This window comes from Sneathiella sp. P13V-1, assembly GCF_015143595.1.
Lineage (GTDB): Bacteria > Pseudomonadota > Alphaproteobacteria > Sneathiellales > Sneathiellaceae > Sneathiella.
In genome coordinates this window covers 471,371-492,883 of the sequence record NZ_WYEU01000003.1, presented here as the reverse complement: position 1 = coordinate 492,883, position 21,513 = coordinate 471,371, and the positions used below count along the sequence as shown (strand labels likewise).

Below are 21,513 nucleotides of genomic sequence, written 5' to 3'. Positions count from 1 at the left end.
ACAAGTTTAAACACGGTCGGCTGGCAATGCTTAAGCATTACCCGCGCCGACTGCGTCAAACAAGTTTGACGCGGGGTGGAGCAGCCCGGTAGCTCGTCAGGCTCATAACCTGAAGGTCGCAGGTTCAAATCCTGCCCCCGCAACCAACGACAGTCTATCTTTGTGTGAGAAACCCTCCGGGTTCTCCGCAAAGTGATAGACGGAAGCCAATTCTCCAGTCAGTTCAATATCTTTGATCACTCTTCTGAGTTTACCGCGTTTGTTTGGGCGTAAGTCTACCTCGGGATAGTCACCAGGAGTAACAACGATCTTGTCAATTAGGCTCTGAAGGAGTTCGATTGCTTGTGCTCTTACTTTCTCATCTGTCAGATAATTCTCTAGACGCTCCATGACATGATTGAAAGCACTAGAAAGCTCTTGCGTATAGTCAGGGTAAGGCTCAGGTGCTTTTAACGCTAACAGCTTTTGCAGCTTCTTCTCTTCTTCTTCCAATTTATCCAGTTTCTGTAACAACGCATCTGACCCTGGTCTTTTACTCAGGTTAAGTAGAGTGGCGTCCATATCCCGTTTGATCTTTTTTAAGGCTTGTTCACTGTGGGCATGTTCTGCAGTTCGCAAAGCGTATTGCTCCTTTAGAGCTTCATTCCCTTTCTGGATGAATTGATCCACAAAAGGTATATCTGACATGATCCTCTTTAAATTGGCTAGGACACGTCTTTCCATCTCGGCGCGGTCAATATGGGCATCGTTCTTACAAATACCTTTTTTGCGGTGATTGCTACAGCCATAGGTATTGGTTTGTACGATGGTGAGGGCTTCACCGCATTCTCCACAGTGCATAACCCCACTTAGGAGGTGCTTCTGGCGTTGGTACTGGCTTAACTCACGTCCAGCAACTTTGCCTCTGTTAGGGCGGTTGCGGTTCTGACGCTCTTTAACCCGGTCCCAGAGGTCCTGCTCAATAATACGTAAATCTGGGATTGCCTCTCGAACAATTTGATTAGGCGCATTTACACGACTGTTTCTGTTGCCCGTCTCAGGATTGGTCTTCCATGTTTGACGATTCCACACCAAAACACCGACATACAATTCATTGTTTAGAATTCCACTTCCTATCTTGCGATTACCGAGAATTGCGTTGTCTGTCCAATGTTTGCCACGTGGTGACAGTATTCCCTTGTTATTAAGTTCAGTTGCAATCGCTTTAGCGGAATGCCCTTTGTCATACTCTTCAAAAATAAATTTAACGTACAGAGCCTTATCATGATCAACCTCAATGACACCTGGAATTCTTTCACCAAGTTCATTTTTGAAATTTGTTGGGCGGTAGCCAAAAGGGGGTGCGGATGGAATTCTACCTGAGCGAACCACGCCCTCCAGACCACGCCTTGTTTTATGCGCCAGTGCCTCAAGATATTGTTCACTGATTATGCCTCTAAAACCAACGTTCAGCTTATTCGCCCATTTATCTTCATAAGTGTAAATTTTGACACCGTAGAAATCACAAAGTTCATAAAGGCTATCAGAGTCACCTTTCTTTCTAGACAATCGATCAATGGATTCAGAAATAACTATATCCAGCTTGCCTGCTTTGACATCAGCAGCCAATTTTTGAATGGCTTCGCGTTTGATGGTGGTTTTGCCGCTGATGGCTGCATCTACATAGCAATCCACGACTTCGCCATTGAGATCAGTTGCCATTCGTTCACATAGTCTGATTTGGTCCTCAATAGACAGTGGGTTTTGTTTAGGGTCAGAATATCGCGCGTAAATACCAACACGAGGTTTAGGGGTCTTGTTAGTCAGGTTATTCATGTTTGAAAACTTTCTTTCTGTTTACGGTACCCTGTACATGAGGTCGCTGATTTCTTTTGGGTCTCCAGCCCTTCAAAAAATATTTCGGCCCAATTAAAAAAATGAACTCACCTAGATTTTGAACCGGCGGTCTTTGTTTTGACCGTCAAACGCAAAACCTAGTTTGGGAACTAATCATGCCCCATAGAATCAAAGCACTCGATGACATCTGCATAAAGTTCGTAAAACTTGCGGCGATATCCTATGTCCGTTCACGTCCAGCCAATGAAAATGAGCCAAATATTGATGGTCGCAAGGCTATGCATTGTCCGGACGCGCCCCACAGGGGGGCGGATCCGGACAATGCACCTTGCTCAGGGGAAGATCCCCTAAGGACCCCTATTGAGGGAGGTGAGTTATGATGAACTCTCCCTCAAAAAAGGAGCACCGCTTCGAGGTGCGCATGTCAGCTGGTGATCTGCGTAAGCTTGATGTCCAGGCCACCGCCGCGGGAATGACCCGATCAGAATTTGTGCGGTTGTTGCTTGCAAATTCTGTGGTTCATCCCCGTGGTGAGCTTCATGCGCTCAAAGTTGAGCTGACCCGCATCGGGGTAAATCTCAACCAGTTGGCTCGCGCAAGCAACCGTCACCAGGAGCGGACTGATGCTGCTGACATTCTTCATCTGCTTGCGCATATAGAGAGTGGCGTTCAAGCAATCGTAGGGCGCTATCTGAGGGGAGATGCATGATCATGTCAGTCTTTCCTCAAACAGTACGACGTCCTGCCACGGAAACCGCAATCTATCTTCTTATGCCCGTCCACAAGGGACAGCTCCGTAATCCGGCCCCTCAATTGTTGAGGGGTGATCCGGAGCTGGTTACCTCCTTGATTGATGGGTGTGAATACAAAAATCCGCGGACCTTTGGTGTTCTATCCTGGCATCCCGATGATGTTGTTACAGCGGAGCAAGAACAGGAGGTCATGGATGCATTCATGGAAGCTGCTTTTCCTGGCATTCCAGATGAACTGCGTCCACCAGTTCTGTTCGTACGTCATACCCATACAGAAAATGGACACCATGAAATCCATTTCCTGTTGCCCCGAATGTTGATGTCTGAGAAAGCTCGCTACTATGACATCAAGCCACCCGTCAACACTGGGCAGGGCCATACCCTCAATAAACGCTGGGATGCGTTTTGCGATTACTTTGATATGAAACACGGCTGGCAGAACCCACGCGAATATCACAGCCGTCAATTTGTTCAGCTTCCAGATTGCTTATTAAAGGATGTCACTATTCATGATTTGAATGTAGACGAGTTCCGTTTACACCTTTCTGCTTTTGTCGATCAGGGCGTTCGAACAATGAACCTCACTTCCAGAGATGAGGTGATTGAATACATGAAGGACTTAAATATCGACATTGCGCGGATAAACAAACAGACCGTGTCTGTTTTTGTTCCAGGAACTAAAATGCGTGCTCGCCTCAAAGGTGAAGCCATGCAGGAAGGCTTTGCTGGCTTTTTTGATAAAGAGGTCGATCAGAACCAAATCGCTGAGTTTGAAAAGAACAATCCAAAGTCAGTTGAAGAAGCTGAAGCCCGATATTTATCCATGCTGGAAAAAACAGCTGTACAAAACCGCGAACGCTATCGGAAGGTCCTGGCGGAGGAAGCAGAACGTCAGAGACTTCTCGTCGACCCTCCATCCAATATCTGGGACCTGGCGGATCAATTCCAGGATGCCCTTGTCGAGGAGCGATTGCCAGTTCCAAACAATGACAATTTTATAGACCTATTCACAATTGAGGCGGATGAAAATGAAAAACAAACTGAACTACCAGACAGAGATCCAACAGCTGCTGACGGAAAACATCCGGCAGATAGTGCGGGAAGAACTCAAGCCTTTGAAATGGAATTTGAATATACAAATCAGCGAAGCAGAGGGTTTAGTCAGCAAATTGAAGACGTTCTTAGACTCCGAAAGCGAAGATCGCAATTCTTTAAACGGGTCACTGAAAGTTTTGGAAGAGCAAATCGCGAGCTGCAGAGCGGACAACATGCTTATCGCAGATTATGCCATAGCATGGGAAAAGCGTGTGTCTGCCTCTCAGATGTCATTGGAAAACGCGAACGACAATATGACGCAATTGAACGTTTTGCAGGAAACCTACAACAGAAAATTATCAGAGCAGGAACAAAGATACGCAGATTTGGAAACTTCGCTGCAAAATTTACAAGCTACAGTTCTCTCATTGATGAGCCAATTAAAGAGCGCGTAAGGGCCCTCAAACTTAAAAGATCTGAGGCCAAAAGGAAAGCTGACAAGAGAAGGAGAGACATGGGCATGGAACGGTAAGTGTGAGGGTGGCGAGTATTGGAATGTTTGTCCAGAAGGACAGGTGTCCGGACAAACATTCCAACACTCTTACCTTGATGAGGTTATCTTATGAAAATTAACTCGTCCGCTATTACACAAGCGATTTACTTCACTAAAAAACCACCCGAATTCTTTATCCCTGCGATGACAGGAGGGTCTGCTACTGAAAGTGAACGACAGGCAGCAGAGCTGTTTTTTCAAACTTATAACAAGGGTTTTACAGGTATCGGCTACGCCAAGGATGCCGAGGTTATTGAAGCTGTACAGAAACATAACGGTTTTGGACCAATCATGGTCACTCGCAAGATCGACAGTCTTCTCCTTCTCCCAATTGATGTAAATTAAGAAAGGGCAGCTTATGTCTCAAATTCCTTCTATCATTAATGAACAGCATCACATTGAAATCACTTATTTTGATAATCGGCCCCCAGAGGTTGTTCATCGAGCGGCCGCAGTTCCAGATAATGAGCTGACAGTTGAAGAATTCGAAGAGGCCATGTCTTTTTGCATGAAGCATGGTCAGAGGCTTGAAATTCGAGCAGGCCTTTCCAATGAAAAGATCATTGAATTGGTGGATGAATTGGACGGACAGGGGCCTATCCTGGTCTCCAGTATCCGTAATTTCACCATTGAAGCTCCGCGGCCTTTATCACCGGACAACTCAACTTCTGACAAGGAATAATCATCTTGGCTTATACAGAAAACATGACCACCGTTTATTACTTTGATCAGGACAAGGCCCGGTCTGTTCTTGAACTACCGTTAGACGATCCGGAAGCCGAGGATATCCGTAAAGAAGTACTGAATGAATTTATTCTCAATCATCAGCATGAGTTACGGATTCCCGGCCTTGTCTCAGATGAGGTTGTAAAAGAAGAAGTACAAAAAAGGGGCGGTTATCCGCCCCTTGAGATTATCCGCCAAAAACAGGTTACGTCTTTTTTGGATAGCTTTGATGAGGTGGGAAATTTACCGCACGAGGTGTTTAGGGGAGGGTTTTAGATCATGTTTTCCAAATTCTATAATGCAAGGGAGAAATTCCTATATTCAACAGCTTCCTTGAGAGATTTATGTTGATATGTTTTGATTTCTCCAAACCCTCCAACTTGATTGATGTTGTGTAGGCGAGGGTTTGGATGCAAATTTCTGGGATTTCATCAGATATAGAAAGATGTTTATTCGGTGTTATCTATTGGATTAGACATATGATTTTGCCAAACAAGCATCGGTTATGAAGACGTTAGTGGAAGAGAATAATCGATCTAAATTTTTTTGGTTGTGCAGCTAAATTCTACTAATTGGTGGTTTTCTCCTTTTTGATGGCTTGCTAGCCGACAAGCATTGCTGAGTTTTTGCTCCGACGCTCTGCAAGTCACATTTACCACTACTCAACATGTCGAGACGGCTTTCTTTATGAAAACTTCTAATTCGATTGATCGTTCTCCGTATTTTACGACCGTTTTAGGGAATACTACGGAGAATAGGTAAACAGCGCTTATGTGCTCATTTTATATTCCAGCCTTACATTTCTCTTTTGCTCTAGAAACCGATTTGCCAATCACTCTGGGTCAATAACCCTAATCTATGATCACTGGCCTTTGATGAAATCTTCAAAAACACCCATGTGTTCGCAACATCAATGCTGTGCCAAAGGTTCTGACAGATAACGCTGAGTGTTATTCCAACAATGCAAGGATTGATGCTGCAACTGATAATAATGTTGCAGCAAATGCTACATCAAAGCCAAAGAAGGTGGCTAGAAACAGTAACGATGAAAGTACCGAAATTTTTTTACTAAAAATCATTTTTATAAACTTTCCGCATTTAAGTGATTGCCGATTGGAAGACATATTTGTCGCGCTATTAAAATATATGCTAGTGTTTCAACTAATGATTGCGGTTTGGTTGTGGATTAAATGCGGAAAATATGCGGAAAATGACAAAAAAGAACTTCGGAGAACTGTTGGGGGAGCTGATTTATAGCAAAAGAAAAGCTATTGGCTTAACGCAAGTACAGCTTGCAGAAGACGCATATGGCTCAACAGGGAGAACACGACGAATTAGTGAACTAGAGAGTGGGAAGGTAATCAATCCTCATCCAAAAACAATTGATCCAATAATTGTTACTCTTGGTATTAGCGATGATGAACTCGCGGAGTGCGCCGCGCGTGCAATTAGGCCACCCAACGGTCAGTTAGATCTTGCATATTCTGAAGCTTCAACATTAATTGAAAACCTTGCAATCCAATTTGAACACAATAACCAAAATGCTACTCTAAATGAGCTTGGAGAATTTCTAAATGCAAAGGCCAAAGAATATTCGCAAATCAAGAAAAGCATTTTAGCGATAAACGCTGCTGATGAGAAAATTTCCAATATAAAAGAGGCCGCAATAGCTGCATTGTCTGAAGGGGAATACTCTCTGGTTGAGACACTATTATGTGAAGCTGAAGAATTACAACAAAACGAGAAAACTCTGGAACAAATACGAAAACAAGTAAAAATACGTATTCTTAGAGGTGATAACAAGTTTTTGGAGGGCGATCTAGCAAGTTGCTTTGAGATGTATAAAGCCGCGGCGTTGTATTTTCTGCCCTTTGATCAGAAAAAAATGGTTTGTGTCTTTAGTGATCTGGCAGGTGCTATTTATGAAACAGGCCGACGATCTCTATCATCTCCATTCTGGGTGTCACGAAAATTGCTCCAAACGGCCTTAGAGTCTTACTCTTTAGATGAGAGCCCTGCAGTTTTCGGTGAGATGTATTTTAAACTTAGTCTTGTAACCCGACATCAAGCCGCCTTCAGTGATAGTTCAATTGCTCAAGATACATTACTTGAGGGCGTTGAGTTTGCTCGTAAATCCATAAATTTACTTGGTCAATCGAATAACTACTTTTCTCTGGCATCAGCTAAAATATCTCTTGGTAACTGCTTGTCGGACCTATCTCATGTTTCGGAAGACCCTGTTCTTGCGGATAGTGCATGTGGCGTTTTTGAAGAGGCCATAAAATTTATTAAATCGAAAGAGAAACCAAAAGAACTTAAAGAGCTTTTGAGTTTTGCATACAATGGGTTAGGGGCTGCAATTTTACGTGGAGAGCTTGGCAACAAGGATAGTATGGCCTCTGATACACAAGATAAGGCTATAGCAGCTTATGAAGAAGCAATCTCTACAAGTGAATTTTTCAAGAATCAAGAAACGTGGGGAGGCTCCCAAATTAACTTAGGACGTTTGCTTGCACATAAAGCTGGAGCTGATGATATTGATGATAAAGCCGCCTCTTTTCTGCGCATTCGTTCGATTGCCTGCTATTTGGCAGCAGTAGAAACGTATCCTGCTGTTCAATACCCTGATGCTTTTGCAGAGGCCCACTTTGGTTTGGCCGAAGTCTTATTTTCTCATGGTCTTGATGCTCCCCCTGAATTGTACGAGATGTATTTTGCTCGGGCGATCCAATCCTATACTCAAGCCGCTGAATTTCATGGAGAACACTCGCACCCGGCAAAATGGGCTTACATCCAGTGCCGCTTAGGAAGCGTTTTTGGCAACCACGCAAAGAGAGAAAATGCTGAAACTGCCAAGACTGACATTGAAATGGCAATCTCCTGTTTTAAGGAAGGACAGCGAGTATTTAAGGAGCACAATAACGACGTTGGTGCAGATACTTGCCTCCGAAATATTGAATTACTTGAGACAGAGTTATCTGAACTGGGCAACGCCTGAAATAACAGTTTGAAGATTTCAGATCAATCAGCAAAGAATAAGTATTCATGAAATTAAGAAATATCCCACTCAAAGATTTGCGAGTGAATCGTGCTAACGATAGGCATGGAGAACTTGAGAACGAAACCGCTGCAATTGCTTGGTTGTTCAACACGCGTGAAACACATATGAGAAATCTTGCTAAAGATATTGTGGAGCAAGGTACAATTTACGAACCTCCACTTATCGCCGGCGACAACGGCGTTTACACTGTGTTTGATGGCAATCGACGCGTTACCTGTCTTAAGCTTTTATCTGAACCATCTCGCGCTCCAACGATGCAACTCCAGGAGTTCTTCGCAGAACTGTGTAAGCAGTGGTCAGGTAAACTGACGGACAAGATTTCGTGCCATGTTGAAGATGACCGTGACAGGCTAGATAGTATACTGTTTCGTCGCCATACAGGGTCCCAAAGTGGGGTAGGACAGTCTACTTGGGATGACCGAATGAAAGACAACTTTATCTTGCGGACAGGTCAGGGCGGCGGCCTCAATGTCTCGGATGAGATCGAGCAAAGGCTTTCAGAGGCAGGCCTACTGCCAAAGCGGCGTAAGATACCTCGTTCGACAATGAACAGGCTTCTATCAGCCGAAACATTCAGAAACCGCCTCGGTTTTAGTATTAGTAAAAAGAAATTTGAGTTTACTCACGATGAGGGTAAGGTTTTGTCTGCTTTTGCACGCGTTGCCGACGATTTAGTAACTAGAAAGATCGTCTTAAATGATCTTTGGGATGTAGATGCAAAAAGAGCGTATCTTGATAAGCTAGAAATAGAAGGCGTTCTACCAACAGCCGCTGACGCATTAGCAAATTACGGAACTAATATTGTTCCTTCACGGGGGACAAAACCCGCAAAATCTAAACCTGCGCCTAAACCGTCAGTTAGAACAACGCTTATTCCTCAGAAAGAGTATGGTATTACTTGGCCCGGCAGGCTGCAAAGACATCATGAGATCTGGGAAGAATTACAGTTTGAGCTCGATTTACACAATCATCGCAATGCTATTTCTGTTTTATTTCGGGTCCTTTTAGAGCTTTCAGTTGAAAATTATGTTAATCAGCAAGTAACTTCAGTTCACGAGAATGACAAACTTGCGCTAAGAGTTAAAAAAGTAGGGCAGCACTTATTTGACCGAAGTAAAATTAATAAAAAGCAATTCAATGCCACCCAAAAATTTGGACAATCAGATCAGTTGGTTTCAGCAGATACATTAAACCGTTATATCCATTCGCCTGATTTTGCGCCATCTGATAAACATTTGATGGCTATGTGGGATAGCATGTCAGAATTTATTGTTCGTTGCCTTGAAGTATAACTAGTATGTTCATGCCACGTATAGTGGAGAGTGAAATAATAAATGAAAATATATAGGTTTACCGCCTTTCCTACATGCCCTTCTTTCAAAGGGGATTCAAATTGAAACTTGAAGTCTTGACACTCAAAAATTTTCGATGTTTTGGAGATGAAGAAGTTCATATTTCTATGGATCAGGGCCTTACTGTGTTTGTTGGCGGGAATGGCACAGGAAAAACAGCAGCTTTCGAGGCGCTATCCAGATTGTTTGGGATTAGCTCACACCAGCGTAATATTACACGACGTGATTTTCATCTTGCTCGAGACAATCCAGAATTGGCTTCGGGCTCATCGTTGGTGCTTGAAGCCGTTTTCGGGTTTCCGGAACTTGAGGAGCTAGATGAGTCAGCTTTCGTGGACGCAGTTCCTGAATTCTTCTTACAAATGGGAGCGTCCGCTCCTGGAGCGCCACTGAAAGTTCGCATGAGGCTTCAGGCCATTTGGACAGACGATGGCACGCCCGATGGCAGTGTAGATGAAGATATACGTTGGATTCCCGTTCTAGATGAACAGTTTGAATGGGAGGAATGTAGGCGAGTTCAGGCCGCGGAACGCGGTTCAATCCAGTTGATCTATATTCCAGCTGCGCGCGATGCTGATAGTCAGGTTGCAAAAATTTTAAAAGGTCGTCTCTGGAAAGCAGCACGCTGGACTCAAGAATTTCAAGACGTTGCGGCAACCTCAACATTATCAACACAGCAAGGTTTTGAAAGAGAGGCGCCAGCCCAATTTGTACTCGAACGCCTCGCTAATCGATGGAAGGAGGTTCATGAGGCTGATACAGACACGACCCCTATGTTGCGCTTGATCGAAGATCGCTTTGAGGAACTTGTTCGTAACGCCATGTTTACGTTCTCTCCAGATGAAGCAGGCAAAGAACGATCCATGGACGATTTGAGTGACGGCCAGCGATCCTTGTTTCATATCGCGCTGACTGCGGCTACTTTGGAAGTTGAACGTGACGCCTTTTTGGTGTCACCCGAAGAAAGTCCATTCGAGCATGAGAAGCTGAGACAAGCGCATCTCACACTGCTTGCCGTCGAAGAGCCTGAAAACAGTCTTTCTCCCTTCTTTCTTTCTCGCATTATACGTCAAGCCCGTGACATTTCAGAGAACCCAACAGCACAAGTTGCACTATCCAGCCATTCACCGGCTATCCTCGGCCGCATTGATCCTGAAGAGGTGCGTTTCTTCAGACTAGATAGGCAAACGAGACAATCTGCTGTTAAAGAAATCGAGTTACCCACTGAAGATTTAGAAGCTCGTCAGTTTGTACGCCTTGCTGTCAAAGCATATCCGGAAATTTATTTTGCTCGGTACGTAATCCTCGGTGAGGGAGACTCAGAGCGTCTTGTAATACCTCGTGTTGCGCAAGCAATGGGAGTCGACCTCGATCAGTCTTTTGTTCCTATTGTCCCCCTCGCTGGTCGTTTTGTTGGGCATTTTTGGCGATTACTCTCTGGTCTGGGCATCCCTTTTGCCACGCTTATGGACTTTGACCTTGGGAGGCTGCATGGAGGGGCAAATATGCTCCGAACTACGCTGGACCAATTAGTTGCAATTGGTAGCCAATATGGGAGGGATAATGTTCCGCATGCTGCCGGGCTTCAAAATAGAAATTTTCTTGATGGTTGGGAGGCCAATGTCTGGTTGCAGTCTCTTGCGACACAGAATGTGTATTTTTCTTATCCGCTTGATATAGATTTTTCGATGCTGCGAGCGTTCGGCGATGCCTATAAAAATCCAAATAATGGTGGACGTGGACCACGCCTTGGCGCGGATGCTATTTTAGGTAAGAAACAAACCACTCTCAAGCATGGTGGAGATGGTGCGCTTTACGACGACAGTTTCGACGAAGATTTTGGATGGTATCCATATCTTTTCTTGAGTAGAAGCAAACCAGAGACACATATCGTAGCTCTGTCCCGCATCAGCAACGCTGACCTTGCACGATTGGCTCCAATTGAACTTCGGGCACTAATTACACGTGTAATGGGGGCGCTCGGCCTTGAGGTTAATGGAGCATGACGCTGGTAAGTCGAGAGGGCTGGCGACCACAGGGCATTGATAATCTCGAGCCACGCGCATGGGAAGCGTTGCGCGAGTCAGGTGAAAGTGTTTTAGTTACCGCTGGCGCAGGTGCGGGTAAGACAGAGTTTCTTGCGCAAAAAGCGGCATTTCTCCTTCAAACCGGTATTTGTCCGGCACCGCGCCGGATTCTTGCGATAAGTTTTAAACGTGATGCTGCGCGCAATCTATCTGACCGAGTAACCTCACGCTGCACTACTGGGCAGGCTTGTCGTTTTGACTCGCTGACTTTTGATGCTTTTACAAAAAGCATGCTAGATCGCTTTAGAAAAGCAATTCCTGATCCTTGGATGCCGCCAAGGGACTACCAGCTTATAATGCCGAAACGACAGGATTTTGAGGATTTTCTGAACCGCCACCGATTGTATGGTATCAACACTCAGCAGTTAGAGAAGGCTATTGCTCTGAAGGAGCTTCCTTTAGCTGAGGATCAAAATGTCAGCACTCGTGCCGTGTCAGAGTTCTGGCAGGAAAACTTTCATGATCTTGGTGAAGTACGGTTATCATTTTCCATGATCAACCGACTTGTTCATTGGATGTTGAGAGAAAATAACCAAATTAAGATTGCCCTTCAGAAGACATACCCATTTGTATTCTTGGATGAGTTCCAGGACACCACACATGCACAATTTGATCTGCTCAACACCGCATTTCATGGAGGTCCGGCCAAATTTACAGCCGTCGGTGATGATAAACAGCGCATTATGGGCTGGGCCGGTGCAATGCCAGATGCCTTTGAACAGTTTGAACAGGTCTACTCAGCGAGGCGAATTTCTCTCCTTTCTAACTGGCGCTCTCATGAAGATTTGGTCGCTATTCAACACATCATCGCTCAACGGCTTGATCCGCTGGTTGAGTTGCCTGTGGCACGAGGTGTGCGACGTGTAGATGGGGATATCTCGGCTATTTGGGACTTTCCTGACTCGCGAACTGAGCGCCAGATACTAGCAGGTTGGATCGCAGCTGAGGTTCGTTCTGGCAGTGTTGAGCCACATAAAATTGGTTTGCTGGTGCGAATATACGCGAACAGCGTCGAAGATGATTTGACCCCGGCCTTCGCTGCGGAAGGACTTCGGCTGCGTAACCTTGCCCGCGATATTGAAGGAATATCCATTCAGGACCTGCTCGATGAAGAATTAACCGGGTTGCTCTTACCGTTGCTACGTCTGGGGGCAGTTCATAAGAATCCGTTGGATTGGGATAAATCTCAACGGAATTTAAATTTCATGTATCGCATTGATTCCGCTGACCATGCCTCGCGCGACCGCAAACAGCGAAAACTGCAGGATTTTGTGCGAACTCTCAAACGTCAAATGCGGGAGCAACCACTTACTGTCGATACTGCACGAGAGATGGCTATTGCCGTAAGAGATTTTTGGGGAGTAGATCTTATTCGACAAGTTTTTCCAGCGTATAGGCGGGAACAAGACTTTGATCGTGCGTGGAATGGATTTGTGGCGTTGCTCATAGAGTGCAGCGGTATGGCTGCAAATTGGTCAGGTGTTTTGGATGAGTTTGAAGGAATAGGTCAAGTACCTTTAATGACAATCCATAAGAGCAAGGGGCTTGAGTTCCATACGATGATTTTCTATGGCTTGGACAACCGGACTTGGTGGAGCCTTCAACCAAATAACCGAGAGGATTTGAACGTCTTTTTTGTTGCGCTTACTCGGGCCGAACAGCGCGCCTTTTTTACTCTTTGTAGAGAAAGAGGTGAAGCGATAAATTGGCTTGAACAGCTTCTCGTGCCAGCAGGTGTTCGGCATATCGACGGAACAACATTGCTTTAGAACCAATAGGAATTTTGCATCTTTGATATTCCTAGATGTTTGAAGATTTGGAGCCGCTCACAACAATAAATATATAAGCACATAGGTGTTTAGAAGATGCTGATAATCACGTTGATTTCGGTTCGACCCAAGAACGTCTAGATGATGCCTAATAGTAAATTGGCTTTTACAAGAGGTTGGACGTCAATCTAAGTTTTTGGAGAATTTCTTCTACATATCCCTCCATAGAGTGATCATTAAAAAACTCGAGCCTCCATTGTTTCAGGGTCAGTTTCACAAAGTTCATTTCTGAAATACCTCGATCAAAATCAATTGGCTTGCCACATGTGTTTATAAGAAATTCTGGATCTTCATATCCCAACCAGATTGGTGGTGTGTTGGGTACGGGATCACCTTTCCGAATACAGCAATACGGTTTTTGCCAAGGAAGTGAAAACTTGTTGTTGCCAAACCTAGGGGTGCCGAATGTATAAACTGAAACCAAATTTCCCTTTATTGATGATGTTGTCAGTGCACTCATCACACCCGCTAGTGCGCCGCCAAGCGAATGCCCAGTTAGATAAATCAAACCATTTTTCAAATAATTGCTTCTAGATAGTTCTTTTAAGGTTCTAATTGTTTCAGAAAAAAAACCATGATGAAATCGCCCCTCATAAAAGTCGATACCTCTAGCGTCAAGATTTATTCTCCAGTCAAATAAGTTTGATGTGCCTCTGAATGAAATAATTTTTAGATCTTTTATTTTAAATATTATTGCTATGAAGTATTCGTTTTCGATTATGTCAAGAATTTCCACGTCCAAAGGTCTAACTATCTGTTCAAAATCTAAATCGCGGTTGTAAATCTGTTCTTGAAAAGAAAAGCTAGGCACTACTGTTGCTCTACGAAATTGTGCAAATTCTTGAACAGTAATTTTATAATACACTAGATGAGAAAAGAGGCTGAGGAAGTACATCTTGTGTATATCGTAATCGGAATCGCTCCAGTTCAACTTATGAACAAGTTTCCAAATTTCCCGACTATTCAGCCAAGGGGAAGGTTGCATGCTTTTGATCCCTGCCTTAGTTGCATTGGTACCATAGAGCTAAATTGCCTTTTACTAGAAATATCTCATTAAGATAGTATTTTAGATCCTAAAAATCTACTTAATGTTCTTGTTTGATAATAGTGTATGCCAATAGATTGGATGTGATATCGATATTCGTTTTAGAATTTATCTATCTTGCAAGTAAATCGGATAGACTGTCGTTGCTTGCGTGCCCCCGCAACCAATAAAAATGGCCCTACCGTAAGGTGGGGCCTTTTTTGTTGGAGGCTAAGCTTCCCCCTCTGTAGGAGCAAAAAGGACATCCACGTCCGAGACAGTGATCATCAAGCCATATTCTTCAAGAAGCGGCGTTAGGACGTCTAGCAGCCGCTCGTTATCTTCCTTGTCGGAGATCGTTACAAACAGGATTTTACTGCCAGCGCCGCCTGTCACCTGATCATCAAGCCAGCGCCCACCTTCTCCCTCCCCTCCAAAGGTTGGGTAGAGAGTATAGCCAAAGACACCAGCACTGTTGACCAGGTCACGCACCCGTTTAAGTAAGGGGGCATCAACAAGAATTTCGAGTTTTTTACGTTTCGTCATCACGACCATAGCTGCACCATAAAGAGAGAGATTGAAGTGAATAAGGGGATACCAATGATAATATTGAACGGGAAAGTGATTGCCAGCGACATGGCAAGGTAGAGACCCGCATCCGCTTTTGGCAGCGCCATTCTAATTGCCGCTGGCACCGCGATGTAGGAGGCGCTTGCCGCAAGCAATGCCAATGCTGTTGTTGTTCCCGCATCAAAGCCGAGCGCTGCGCCGATGACGCAGCCCAAGAGACCGTTAAAGGCTGGGAAGGCGACACCAAGCGAGACTAATCTTAGCGTGAGAGTTTGGGCATGTCTTAAACGCCGCGCGGCAAGGAGGCCCATATCAAGCAGGAACAGACACAACAATCCGGTAAATCCGGTCTGGAAAACAGGTGAAATCGGCTCAAAGCCCTCTTTCCCAATGATGAGACCGATGATGAAGCTACCTGTGAGGAGCACCACAGACCCGTTAAGGAGCGTCTCTCTCAAGAGGTCCCCCTTTGGCTGGGCACCAGTTTCTGTACCCCGTCTCGCCAGATAAAGCCCGACAATAATGGCAGGTGTTTCCATCAGCGCCAGAACCGCAATCATGTATCCCGCTGGCGCCATATCAAGGCCCGTCAGGATCTGATTGCCTGTAATGAAAGTTACAACGCTGACCGAGCCATAATGCGCGGCCACAGCGGCGGCGTTTGTCCGGTCAAGTTTTCCAAAACTTTTCAAAATCCCGAACGCCATCACAGGGATCAAAACGCTCAAAAGCAGGCCCGCCCCGGCGGCCAGAAACATCTCTGCCGTGAACCCGTTCTCTGCAACCAGTATCCCGCCTTTCAGGCCGATGGCACACATCAGATAGAGGGAAAGGGCTTTGGATAAGGGTTCAGGGATCGACAGGTCTGAGCGCGCAAATGCGGCGAGCGCTCCTAAGAGAAAGAACAGAATTACCGGTGAAAACAGAACATCCATAAGGTTTCAACTCGTTATTAGTCCGATTGTCGCGGCTCATTGAATGTCGACGTCAGTTCCGTCAGGAACGCGTGTCTTTCAAAAAGTCGCTGTCGATCAGGTTTAATAATGTGTTGCAGCTGCGAAAGGCTAATTGATAACGAACAGTTGTTTGATTGATTTTATCTATCAATGTTGTAGAAATTGATTGTTCAGGCGATATATAGGGCCAGAGGAAGTTTTATAATGCCGACGTTAAGACAGCTAAGTTATCTGGTGGCGCTCTCAAAAGAGCTGCATTTCCATCGTGCCGCAGAGTTGATGAATGTTACCCAACCTACCTTGAGCATTCAGATCAAGGAGCTGGAAAAGCAACTGAAAGCCTCTCTGGTGGAGCGAAGTCAGCATAACGTCATGCTGACCCCTTTAGGCCGGGAAATAGCGGAGCGTGCGCGGGGCATCCTCAAAGAGGTTGAAGAAATTAAAAGCCTGTCTGCGGGGTCGCAACATGGGTTTGAAGGCACCATCAGGATCGGTGTGCCGCCGACGCTTGGCCCGTATCTGTTACCTCATATTGTGCCAGAATTACATGCTACTTATCCGCATCTGAAACTCTATGTGAAGGAGGGAAAACCACAGGAGTTACAGCTGGATCTGAAGGCCGGTGTTCATGATATCGTTTTCTCTCCCCTGCCGATCAATCATTCTGATTTGGTCATCGCCAACCTGTTTCGGGAGCCTTTGAAAATCGCAACTGCTGCAGATCACAGATTTGTCGGCACAGAAAAACTGGTGAAAGAAGATCTGGCGGGAGAGAATGTCCTCACCATGGAACGCGGCCATCATTTCTATGATCAGGTGATGCAGCTTTGCGAGGATTGCGACGCAAAACCCCTACGCGATTATGAAGGCACAAGCCTTGATACGCTTCGTTTGATGGTCGGCATGGGCGTGGGCATTACGGTCTTGCCCGCGCTTTACATCAAATCGGAAATTGGAGAGCGAGGGGAGATTAAGGTCTTCGATCTGGAAACCCCGAAACTCTACCGCCAGATTGGACTCACCTGGCGCAAACGCTCTGTTCAGTCTCAGCTGTTTAACGAAATCGCCGAAATGGTAAGGAAGAAGGCAAAAGAGAAATTACCGGAAGTCACCGTGCTGAATTGACGGGGCTAATTGGCGTGTCGGTATTTGATTGATGAAATCAATGACCCTGCCAGCCCCTATCAATTAAAAGAACCGGAAAAAATACCCACCTCTGATAGGTAGAAAATCAAATCGGAGGAGATATAGATGAACGGCTCTCATGTGGATCGGAACGCCCCTAATGGATCGGAGAATAGCTCTTCGTCAGCGCGTCGCGAGATAAAGGTGGATCGCAGGCGATTGAAGGAGCGCGCGAAAAGCACGCTGCAGAAATTCAGATCCAAAAGAGGGGCTGTTGCATCAAGAATTGCATCTTTGAAAAGCAAGATTGTCGGTTTGAACCAAAAGATAGCGAAAGAAATCGCCAGACCCCGCCCCGACAGTATCCGACTTCAAAAACTGAAGAGATTACGCCTGAAGGTAAAAGATAACATCCGCTCCTTGAGCTAACTTAAAAGCCCCGCGACTTTCGCGGGGTTTTTTACATGATAAGCGCCGCCAGTTCATTAAGCGTTGGGTGTTTGAGGTAATGAGAAATTTGTTGTTAAGAGTATTAAGTTTACATGTTCAAGGGGATTAACCTTGATTTTAAATCTCTTTTTTGAAGATAATTTGGGGCGGAATCGCCAAAGAGGCAGCCTGAATATAGAAAATGAGAACTAGAATTGGACAACATCAAATGCTTGCTAAACTTGAGAGTGTTGCAATCAGTGGCCGCCTAATCGGGAAGATGATTTTAGTAGCACTACTAGTCCAAATCCTATTCACAACATCAACGGATTTGGTGTTGGCAGACTATGAAAAGGGCAATGAGGCATTTAAAAAACATAATTATCCACTGGCGCAAAAAGAATATCTCAAAGCCGCTGAAAATGGAGATGTCAGAGCGCAGGTTGAAGTAGGGGTTATGTATGTTACAGGATTGAGCGGTGTTATAAATTTCAAAGAGGGTATCCGGTGGTTAAAAATTGCAGCCGAACAAGGTAATGCAACTGCGCAAATAAATTTGGGTAACCTTTACCGTTCGGGCGCTCCAGCCACCTGGCTTAGCAAGAATAAAGGCCTTACTCGCGATCCTGTTGAAGCGGCTAAATGGTATAGACTTGCCGCGGAACAAGAGAAATCAGAAGCTCAGTTTAAATTGGGCAGACTCTATGAGTTTGGAGATGGTGTTACAAAGAATTATCAAGAGGCTTATAAGTGGTACCTTAAATCAGCTAATCAAAATAATGCAAAAGCTCAAAATATCTTAGGTGTTATGTACTTTCAGGGGAAAGGTATTCCTAAAAACACAGTGGAAGCTATTGGATGGTTTCGTAGATCAGCTGAGCAAAATGACATGATTGGGCAGTATAATTTTTCAACTTTCCATGAGAAGGGGCTTGGAGTTGAAAAGAATCTAGACGAAGCGTTTAAGTGGTTAAAACTATCTGCCGAACAAGGATATGGAAAGGCTCAGGCCAAGTTGGGGTATCTGTATGTATTGGCTCGCGGAACTTCCCGTGATCTCGTTAGAGGATACATGTGGTCTGCCCTAGCAATACAAAGAGGCGAAAAAACAAGTCTTATGAATACCATAGGCCCAGCTTTGAGTGCAGAGCAAAAAGCGCATGCACTAGCTATGGCAGAGCAGTGTAAAAAAGCTAAATATAAAGGCTGCTAAATTTGCGCCCCAGCCTCAGTGGATGAGGAAGTTAAACCCCCTCCTTAACCTCATTCATCTCATCAAACGCTTCTCTTGCTTTGTCGATTTTGGGTAGGTTTTCGACGGCCCAGAGGCCTAATTCTCTCAAGGGCTCTTTGAACGAGTGACCCAGCGGGGTGAGGGAGTATTCCACCTTTGGGGGGATAGTGGGATATTGGGTGCGGTTGACGAGGCCGTCGCGCTCCAATTCCCGCAATGTACGGCTCAACATGCGCTGGGAAATCCCCAGATGTCGTTTTAATTCATTGAAGCGCAGAGTTCCGTATTGGGAAAGGGAAATGATCACCAACACACTCCACTTGTCCCCGACCCGGGACAGAACATCATGGATGCGTTTGCAATCTGTACATTGTGCCGTAATGCCCATCACAGTTCCCTCTATGTTACCAGGTTTCAGCCGTGTGCCCTCTTGTGCCTTAATATGGTTCTCTATATATAGCAGGTAACAAATGTATACCAGTGTAATTTTTATAGGACCACGTAGAATAAAATGACAAAAAGTACGCTTCTCGAACAGCTGAATTGGCGCTATGCCACCAAGAAAATGGACCCGTCAAAGGCTGTGCCTCAGGAAAAAGTCGACACAATCGTTGAAGCCATTCGGATGACACCCACATCCAGCGGCACGCAACCTTTCGAGCTTCTCGTCGTGACAAACCCAGAGAAACTTGCCGAGATCCAGAAAGTTGCCTGGAACCAGGCGCAGATTACTGATGGCTCTCATCTTTTGGTGTTTGCCGCTTGGGACAACTACACCGAAGAGCGCATTGATGACGTCACTAAACTCATGACAGAAGAGCGTGGCTCCTTGCCTTTGATGGATGAATACTACAAGAACCTGAAAGCCACTTATGTGCCGCGTGATGCGGAAACCAACTATGCCCACGCAGCGCGTCAGGCCTATATCGCGCTCGGTATCGCCTTGGTGGCCGCGGCTGAACAGGAAGTGGATTGCACCCCGATGGAAGGTTTCGATCCTGCAAAAGTTGATGAGATTTTGGGCTTGAGAGAGCGTGGTCTGCGTTCCGTGATCCTGCTGCCATTGGGCTATCGCGATACAAGCGGGGACTGGCTGCTTCCGATGAAGAAGGTTCGGAAATCCAAAGACACAATTGTCACTCTTGTAGAGTAACGAGCAGCCAAAATGTGCCAGCTTCGAGATGATCTTGAAGCTGGCTCTTTATTTTGAAGGCTTTACGCTTCTGGAAAACGCGGGATGGAATGCCACCAGATCCGGACGCAAGAGGCCAAACCGTCGTCTGTAAAACTTGCTTGAAGCGTTCCATCAAGTTCCATTCGGGGGAGAGGGTCCCCTGCTTTACGGTCTGGTAATCCAGTGCCCGTCGATTTTGCCCAAATCTCAAACAGCTCTTCTGACGCGACCTGATAGGTCACATTCCAATGGGCAACACCGCCCTTTTCATTATCTGCCAAAACCTCATAGCGGAGCGAGATATCTTCCTGAAGTTTGATGCGGTCCCAATAGGTCGCCCGTAACTCAGGTGTATTCTGTACCTGAAAGGGTGTGTTCCAATATTCCCCATTTTCTGTAAAAAGGGCTGCAAACCCTTCAGAATCCTGACCTTCCCACACGCGCTTATAAGCCGCCATAAACTGTTCAATATTCAAGATTTTGCCCCCAGGTTCTGTTTCTTTTTTGACGAGCATAGCCCAGAATATCTTTAAGTCACCCCTTAAGGATGTGGAAAAGGCTTAAGTTTACGGCTACCGAATACCGAGTTTCTTTAAGAGACGGTCACGTTTCATCAGCCACCAGCCAAACTCGTTATGCCACTTTTCATGATTGTCATTGCTTTGTAACTCTGTCGCGGCATGCAGCGGCCAGTTCGGATCGTCGAGGAGTTCACGCGCCAAGGCAATCATGTCCGCTTCCCCATTTTCGATGATACCCTCACAGATTTTGGCATCCCACAAAAAGCCAACCGCCATTGTTGGAATGTCTGCTGCTTCCTTAACCTTAGCCGCAAATGGAACCTGAAAACCTTGGCGGATTTCCATCCGGCGGGGGCGGTCACGACCGGCAATGCCACCGCTGGAACAATCAATTAAGTCAACACCTTCCGCTTTTAATGCGTTGGCAATCTGGGCGGTGTCTTCGACCTCAATGCCACCATCCAGCCAGTCCGTCGCAGAGAGGCGAAAGGCCAGTGGAAGCTCCTCGGGCCAATGCTTCCGGATCGACCGTGCGACTTCAATGGCAAAACGCTGCCGGTTTTCTGCAGTTCCGCCCCATTTGTCGCGCCGAAGATTTGAAATGGGAGACAGGAACTGGTGAACGAGAAATCCGTGGGCGGCATAGACTTCAATGATTTTGAACCCAGCTTCTTTGGCACGCCGCGCCGCTTCCCCAAAGGCGTGAATGACCCGCTCAATATCCGCTTCTGTCATCACCGTGGGATCTGGCCAGTCATCGGCATAGGTAATTGGTGAAGGGGCAATGGGCTGCCAGGGGGCTTCGCCTCGTAAGGTAATGTCTTCTTCATCAACCGGGGTTTCCCCGTGCCAAGGGCGGCGTTCTGATGCTTTGCGGCCCGCGTGGCTGAGCTGAATACCGGGAACAGCACCTTCATCCGAGATGAATTTTGTGATCTGCCGAAGACCTTCTATTTGTTCATCTTCCCAAAGCCCTAAATCACCGTGCGTGCGCCGGCCATCTGCTTCAACGGCTGTGGCCTCCGCATAGACGAGGGCTGCACCGCCCATGGCAAATCGCCCCAAATGCACCAGATGCCAATTATTGGCATATCCATTGATGGCCCGATATTGGCTCATGGGGGAAACTGCGATCCGGTTTTTGAAAGTAACGTCACGCAACGTAAAAGGGGAGGAGAGGGCAGCCATTTAGTATCAGTTCCTTAACTAGATGAATTGCTGCCCCGCGCCATTAATTAACAGCTATTTT

General features: G+C 45.8%; 21 protein-coding genes and 1 tRNA gene. 15 read left to right on the top strand and 7 right to left on the bottom strand.

What is annotated here, in order from left to right:
- Nucleotides 1–69: 69 nt before the first annotated feature.
- Nucleotides 70–146: transfer RNA gene (locus GUA87_RS15435), tRNA-Met, on the top strand.
- Here GUA87_RS15435 and GUA87_RS18335 read toward each other — a convergent pair.
- Nucleotides 103–1,815, bottom strand: coding sequence for a recombinase family protein (locus tag GUA87_RS18335; protein ID WP_227712086.1), 1,713 nt, complete (start codon nt 1,813–1,815; stop codon nt 103–105). The two genes, GUA87_RS15435 and GUA87_RS18335, sit on opposite strands and share 44 nt — an antisense overlap.
- A gap of 176 nt (nt 1,816–1,991) precedes the next feature.
- On the opposite strand from GUA87_RS18335, the gene GUA87_RS15420 reads away from it, so the two are divergent.
- The 10 genes from GUA87_RS15420 (at nt 1,992) to GUA87_RS15375 (ending at nt 13,171) form a co-directional block, all read left to right on the top strand.
- On the top strand, nt 1,992–2,216 hold the full coding sequence (locus GUA87_RS15420; protein WP_193717489.1) for a hypothetical protein: 225 nt from the start codon (nt 1,992–1,994) through the stop codon (nt 2,214–2,216).
- Nucleotides 2,213–2,545 (top strand): plasmid mobilization protein, encoded by a 333-nt coding sequence (locus tag GUA87_RS15415; RefSeq protein ID WP_193717488.1) that lies wholly within the window; start codon nt 2,213–2,215, stop codon nt 2,543–2,545. The genes GUA87_RS15420 and GUA87_RS15415 overlap by 4 nt, the downstream gene beginning before the upstream one ends.
- A 2-nt stretch (nt 2,546–2,547) precedes the next feature.
- Nucleotides 2,548–4,155 carry a hypothetical protein gene (locus tag GUA87_RS15410; RefSeq protein WP_193717487.1) on the top strand — a complete coding sequence of 536 codons (1,608 nt, stop codon included), beginning with the start codon at nt 2,548–2,550 and terminating at the stop codon, nt 4,153–4,155.
- Nucleotides 4,156–4,245: 90 nt separating this feature from the next.
- Entirely contained in the window at nt 4,246–4,521 is a 276-nt protein-coding gene (locus GUA87_RS15405; protein WP_193717486.1) for a hypothetical protein, read from the top strand.
- 13 nt (nt 4,522–4,534) lie between these two features.
- A complete protein-coding gene (locus tag GUA87_RS15400; protein ID WP_193717485.1) occupies nt 4,535–4,858 on the top strand; it encodes a hypothetical protein in 324 nt (107 codons plus the stop codon).
- Nucleotides 4,859–4,863: 5 nt separating this feature from the next.
- Nucleotides 4,864–5,178, top strand: coding sequence for a hypothetical protein (locus GUA87_RS15395; protein WP_193717484.1), 315 nt, complete (start codon nt 4,864–4,866; stop codon nt 5,176–5,178).
- 934 nt (nt 5,179–6,112) lie between these two features.
- Nucleotides 6,113–7,900, top strand: coding sequence for a helix-turn-helix domain-containing protein (locus tag GUA87_RS15390; protein ID WP_193717483.1), 1,788 nt, complete (start codon nt 6,113–6,115; stop codon nt 7,898–7,900).
- 47 nt (nt 7,901–7,947) lie between these two features.
- A complete protein-coding gene (locus GUA87_RS15385; RefSeq protein ID WP_193717482.1) occupies nt 7,948–9,255 on the top strand; it encodes a hypothetical protein in 1,308 nt (435 codons plus the stop codon).
- Between the two features lie 74 nt (nt 9,256–9,329).
- Entirely contained in the window at nt 9,330–11,321 is a 1,992-nt protein-coding gene (locus tag GUA87_RS15380; RefSeq protein WP_227712043.1) for an ATP-dependent nuclease, read from the top strand.
- Complete coding sequence (locus GUA87_RS15375) at nt 11,318–13,171, top strand: UvrD-helicase domain-containing protein (RefSeq protein WP_193717480.1); 1,854 nt, start codon at nt 11,318–11,320, stop codon at nt 13,169–13,171. The genes GUA87_RS15380 and GUA87_RS15375 overlap by 4 nt, the downstream gene beginning before the upstream one ends.
- Nucleotides 13,172–13,337: 166 nt before the next feature.
- Here GUA87_RS15375 and GUA87_RS15370 read toward each other — a convergent pair whose 3' ends face one another.
- From GUA87_RS15370 to GUA87_RS15360, 3 genes are all read right to left on the bottom strand, one after another.
- On the bottom strand, nt 13,338–14,216 hold the full coding sequence (locus GUA87_RS15370; protein WP_193717479.1) for a lipase family protein: 879 nt from the start codon (nt 14,214–14,216) through the stop codon (nt 13,338–13,340).
- 270 nt (nt 14,217–14,486) lie between these two features.
- Nucleotides 14,487–14,801, bottom strand: a complete 315-nt coding sequence (locus tag GUA87_RS15365) for a P-II family nitrogen regulator (protein WP_193717478.1) — start codon at nt 14,799–14,801, stop codon at nt 14,487–14,489.
- On the bottom strand, nt 14,801–15,760 hold the full coding sequence (locus GUA87_RS15360; RefSeq protein WP_193717477.1) for a sodium-dependent bicarbonate transport family permease: 960 nt from the start codon (nt 15,758–15,760) through the stop codon (nt 14,801–14,803). The genes GUA87_RS15365 and GUA87_RS15360 overlap by 1 nt, the downstream gene beginning before the upstream one ends.
- Before the next feature lie 225 nt (nt 15,761–15,985).
- On the opposite strand from GUA87_RS15360, the gene GUA87_RS15355 reads away from it, so the two are divergent.
- From GUA87_RS15355 to GUA87_RS15345, 3 genes are all read left to right on the top strand, one after another.
- Entirely contained in the window at nt 15,986–16,906 is a 921-nt protein-coding gene (locus GUA87_RS15355; protein ID WP_193717476.1) for a hydrogen peroxide-inducible genes activator, read from the top strand.
- A 126-nt stretch (nt 16,907–17,032) separates the two neighbouring features.
- Nucleotides 17,033–17,335 (top strand): DUF465 domain-containing protein, encoded by a 303-nt coding sequence (locus GUA87_RS15350; RefSeq protein ID WP_193717475.1) that lies wholly within the window; start codon nt 17,033–17,035, stop codon nt 17,333–17,335.
- 229 nt (nt 17,336–17,564) lie between these two features.
- Nucleotides 17,565–18,548 carry a tetratricopeptide repeat protein gene (locus tag GUA87_RS15345; RefSeq protein ID WP_193717474.1) on the top strand — a complete coding sequence of 328 codons (984 nt, stop codon included), beginning with the start codon at nt 17,565–17,567 and terminating at the stop codon, nt 18,546–18,548.
- Nucleotides 18,549–18,579: 31 nt separating this feature from the next.
- Here the strand turns inward: GUA87_RS15345 and GUA87_RS15340 are convergent, their stop codons facing one another.
- Nucleotides 18,580–18,957, bottom strand: coding sequence for a winged helix-turn-helix transcriptional regulator (locus GUA87_RS15340; RefSeq protein WP_193717473.1), 378 nt, complete (start codon nt 18,955–18,957; stop codon nt 18,580–18,582).
- A gap of 123 nt (nt 18,958–19,080) precedes the next feature.
- On the opposite strand from GUA87_RS15340, the gene GUA87_RS15335 reads away from it, so the two are divergent.
- A complete protein-coding gene (locus GUA87_RS15335; RefSeq protein WP_193717472.1) occupies nt 19,081–19,722 on the top strand; it encodes an NAD(P)H-dependent oxidoreductase in 642 nt (213 codons plus the stop codon).
- 62 nt (nt 19,723–19,784) lie between these two features.
- Here the strand turns inward: GUA87_RS15335 and GUA87_RS15330 are convergent, their stop codons facing one another.
- Together GUA87_RS15330 and GUA87_RS15325 are read right to left on the bottom strand one after the other, a co-directional pair.
- The gene (locus tag GUA87_RS15330; RefSeq protein WP_193717471.1) at nt 19,785–20,219 is read right to left on the bottom strand and encodes a nuclear transport factor 2 family protein; all 435 of its coding nucleotides are present in this window, start codon (nt 20,217–20,219) and stop codon (nt 19,785–19,787) included.
- Nucleotides 20,220–20,315: 96 nt separating this feature from the next.
- Nucleotides 20,316–21,452 (bottom strand): NADH:flavin oxidoreductase/NADH oxidase, encoded by a 1,137-nt coding sequence (locus tag GUA87_RS15325; protein ID WP_193717470.1) that lies wholly within the window; start codon nt 21,450–21,452, stop codon nt 20,316–20,318.
- Nucleotides 21,453–21,513 lie beyond the last annotated feature (61 nt).